This is a genomic window from Centipeda sp. (in: firmicutes) (assembly GCF_057271695.1).
The window spans coordinates 1-3959 of the sequence record NZ_DBHIVL010000121.1 but is presented as its reverse complement, the minus strand read 5'-3'; the positions used below and the strand labels follow the sequence as shown (position 1 = coordinate 3959).

The 3959-nt window shown below is 52.1% G+C and carries 3 protein-coding genes and 1 tRNA gene; 2 read left to right on the top strand and 2 right to left on the bottom strand.

What is annotated here, in order from left to right; genetic code table 11:
* The first annotated feature begins 440 nt into the window (after positions 1-440).
* Together ACO6BQ_RS12160 and ACO6BQ_RS12155 are read left to right on the top strand one after the other, a co-directional pair.
* Positions 441-527 (top strand) — tRNA-Leu (locus ACO6BQ_RS12160).
* Between the two features lie 171 nt (positions 528-698).
* Positions 699-2204, top strand: a complete 1506-nt coding sequence (locus ACO6BQ_RS12155; protein WP_489121323.1) for an IMP dehydrogenase — start codon at positions 699-701, stop codon at positions 2202-2204.
* Positions 2205-2269: 65 nt separating this feature from the next.
* Here ACO6BQ_RS12155 and ACO6BQ_RS12150 read toward each other — a convergent pair whose 3' ends face one another.
* Complete coding sequence (locus ACO6BQ_RS12150; protein WP_489121320.1) at positions 2270-3049, bottom strand: tRNA 2-thiocytidine biosynthesis TtcA family protein; 780 nt, start codon at positions 3047-3049, stop codon at positions 2270-2272.
* Between the two features lie 12 nt (positions 3050-3061).
* Positions 3062-3799: a thiamine diphosphokinase gene (locus ACO6BQ_RS12145; RefSeq protein WP_489121319.1), complete on the bottom strand. Its 738-nt coding sequence runs from the start codon at positions 3797-3799 to the stop codon at positions 3062-3064.
* Positions 3800-3959: the final 160 nt, after the last annotated feature.

Sequence of the window (3959 nt, the reverse complement as noted above, 5' to 3'; positions counted from 1 at the left end):
TGACTTTATCTAAAATCCTTGCGAAGAAGTTGTCAACTTTATTTATACAACATCATTACGCTTTCAGCGATATCGAACACATGATAAAAGCAATCAGGGGATAATGTTTAATTGACAGTGTAAAAATAGCACTGTCTTTTTTGTGACTGAAACAAAATAAACCGAAACAATATATCGTTTGCAAGCGTGAGTTCTTTTATATTATAGAATATATGTTAGTTGTTTTACAGAAAATAAAACAAATTTTCTGGTTTACATAGCGGTTTTCTGGTTTACTTTGCTCTATGTTCTAAAAATATTGTGTTAAAATAATTGAATATAATATATAATAAATGTAAACAAAAGATAGCAATGTTAAAAAATAAAATAATAGTTAAGTTTTAATTAAAAATGGCGATTTTCATTGATTTTCTTCTTGTGAAATGTTATATATAAGAAATGCCGAAGTGGCGGAATTGGCAGACGCAGCAGACTCAAAATCTGCCGTTGGCAACAACGTGCCGGTTCGACCCCGGCCTTCGGCACCATATCAGATGATTTCCCTAAGAGTGAACACGATGCTCTTAGGGATTTTTTGATAAATGCGGGATTTTTCCCTGTGCAACGATTTATTGCGTGCGTACGGGTTGACAGTTCTCGTGGAAGCGCGTATATTAGACAGCAATAATTTTGGACGGACACAGAAAGGAAGGTTTCCCTTGGCGCATTATTACACCGAGCCATCGCACACATTTGGAGAGTATCTGCTCATCCCCGGCTACTCCTCCGCTGAGTGCTTCCCTGCGAATGTCTCGCTGCGTACCCCGCTCGTCAAGTATCACCGCGATGAAGAGCCGGCACTCACGATGAACATACCGATGACCTCTGCGATCATGCAGGCGGTCTCGAACGACACGATGGCGATTGCCCTTGCAAAGCAGGGCGGCGTTTCCTTTATCTACGGGTCGCAGTCCATCGAGGAAGAAGCGGCGATGGTCTCCCGCGTGAAAAACTACAAGTCAGGATTCGTCAGCAGTGACTCGAACATCAGCCCCGACACGACACTCGGCGGCGTGCTCGATCTCCTCGCAAAGACGGGGCACTCCACCATGGCGGTCACGGAGGACGGATCGGCGAACGGCAAGTTGGTCGGCATCGTCACGAGCCGCGACTATCGTGTCTCGCGGATGTCACTTGATACGAAGGTCGCGACATTTATGACCCCGTTTGAAAAACTCGTCTGGGCGGATGCGGACTCCACAACCCTCACGCAGGCGAACGATCTGATCTGGGAGCGCAAGCTGAATATGCTGCCGCTCATCGACAAGACCCAGCGTCTGCGCTACATGGTATTTCGCAAGGACTACACGGACAACAAGGAGAACGAGCTCGAGCTGACCGACGACAATAAGAGCTACATCGTCGGCGCGGGCATCAATACGCGCGACTATGCCGATCGTGTTCCCGCTCTGATCGAAGCGGGTGCGGATGTCCTCTGCATCGACTCCTCCGAGGGGTTCTCCGAGTGGCAGCGTCTGACGATCCAGTACATCCGCGAGGAGTACGGCGATACGGTCAAGGTCGGCGCGGGTAACATCGTCGACGGCGAGGGCTTCCGCTTCCTCGCGAATGCGGGCGCAGACTTCATCAAGGTTGGCATCGGCGGCGGCTCCATCTGTATCACGCGCGAGACGAAGGGCATCGGACGCGGACAGGCGACCGCACTCATCGACGTGTGTGCCGAGCGCGACAAGTATTTCAAGGAAACGGGCGTCTACATCCCCATCTGCTCGGACGGCGGCATCGTCTACGACTACCACATGACTCTTGCCCTTGCGATGGGCGCGGACTTCCTCATGCTCGGACGTTACTTCTCACGCTTTGACGAGAGCCCGACGGATCGCGTCATGGTGAACGGTACGTACTACAAGGAATACTGGGGCGAGGGCTCGAACCGCGCACGCAACTGGCAGCGTTACGACCTTGGCGGCAGCAAGAAACTGTCCTTTGAGGAGGGCGTGGACTCCTATGTTCCGTATGCGGGTCCGCTCAAGGAGAACGTTGAGACAACCCTCTCCAAGATCCGCTCGACCATGTGCAACTGCGGCGCACTCAGTCTCCCCGAGTTCCGCGACAAGGCGAAGCTCACCCTCGTCTCCTCGACCAGTATCGTCGAGGGCGGCGCACACGATGTCATTCTGCGCGACAAGCTTGGACGGGATTAACATTGAAAAATAAATTGAGCCGGACGGCGAAGATAGTATCTTCATCGTCCGGCTCTTTTGAGGGCTTACTTCGCCATAAAGGTGCGGTAGGTACGCTCCATTTCCTTGCGCGTCTTGCTCGCCGGCCAAAGCTCGCCGAGTGCGCCCTCACGCATCCCTGCGGCGAGGTGGTTGTAGAGGTTCGGATTATCCCTGCCGAGCGTTTCGATCAGCTCCTTGACGGTCTGACGCGTGGTATTGCCGTTGTGCGGACAGGGCGAGGGGAGCGGCGTGAAGCCGTGGTATTGGATCGCGTCGATAATTTCCTGCTCGCGGAAGTAGACGAGGGGGCGGATGACCGTGATGTCCGTTTTGTCCAGATAGGTTTTGGGACGGAACGTGTTCAGCTGCCCCGAGTAGAATAAACTCATAAGAAAGGTCTCCACCGCATCGTCATGGTGATGCGCGTAGGCGACCTTATTCATTTGGTGCTCCACAGCATAGCGGTTGACTGCGCCGCGCCGAAAAAACGCGCAGGTGAAGCAGGGACTTTTGTCGTCCTGCTCCGCAATCGCGCCTGCGATATCGACATCCACAACACCATAGGGAATATCGAGCTTTTTGCAGAATGATGCAATTGCATCGGTATTGAGGGGCGTGTCAAACTGTGGGTTGACGGTGAATGCTGCGATGGTAAAGTCCTTTTTGAGACGCTCACGCAGAATGGCGAGGGCGTAGGTGAGAAAAATGCTGTCCTTGCCACCAGACACGCCAATGAGAATGCGGTCGCCCTGTTCGATGAGCTCAAACTCTACAACGGCACGCATGAGTTTGCTGAAATAGGTCTGTGGGATGTTGATGTTCAATGAAAACTTCCTTTATTCTTTACAGCAGAGATAGACACCAAGAACGCCGCTCTTAATGGAGACGGTAAACGTGTTTTTTGTGTTTTCGCGTGCAAGCACGTTGCTGATGGCAAGTGATGCACGATTTGTGATGCACGCATCCCGTAGTTCCCAATACAGACCATGCGTTGTTACGCCCGTACATTCCTCCGTAAAGGGGAGGAGAGAGATGGCACGCGGAGCTGTGTCGCAGGTTACGGTGAGTGATTCGTCCGCATGGAGATAGAAAAGGGTTTCGCGCTCGTCCGCAAGTACGCAGGGGATGGTGGCGTGTGCGGCGACGGCAGCAGTGCTCATGAGATGGTCAAGCCGCCCGCCAAATGCTCCCGTTAGGATGATGAGCGGCCGAGCAAAACGTTCCGCAGCAATATGGAGCGTAAGCTCCGTGTCCGTGAAATCCTTCTTCGGAGGGAAGGAATGAACCTGCGCCCCCTGTGTTTCTGCCCACGCCCATGCTGTTTTGCTCGCACTGTCGCCGTCGCCGATCAGATGGGACGGTGGAAGTCTTAGTGCATGGCAGAGATCGACGCCGCGATCAATCGCCCAGATGGGAGCACCTGAGCCGCACATATTTCTTTGTTGTATCAGTCCTGTGAGCCAATCCGTTTCTGGGGGGCGTCCTCCGCCAATGCAGATAATCTCCTGCGATGGTGCACATGGCAGCGTCGCATGGAGACTTGGGAGGATGAGAGCGTGTTTGTATTCATGCATGACAATATTTCCTTTGTCGTGTTTATATGGTAGAATGATTATATCATACATTATTTTTGACGAAAAGCAAAAAAGATAAAAAAGGGGGTTGACGAAGGGATATCCCCTGTGTTATATTATGACAGTCGCGCCGATGAGAGCTGCGAGGAACTGCAAAGAA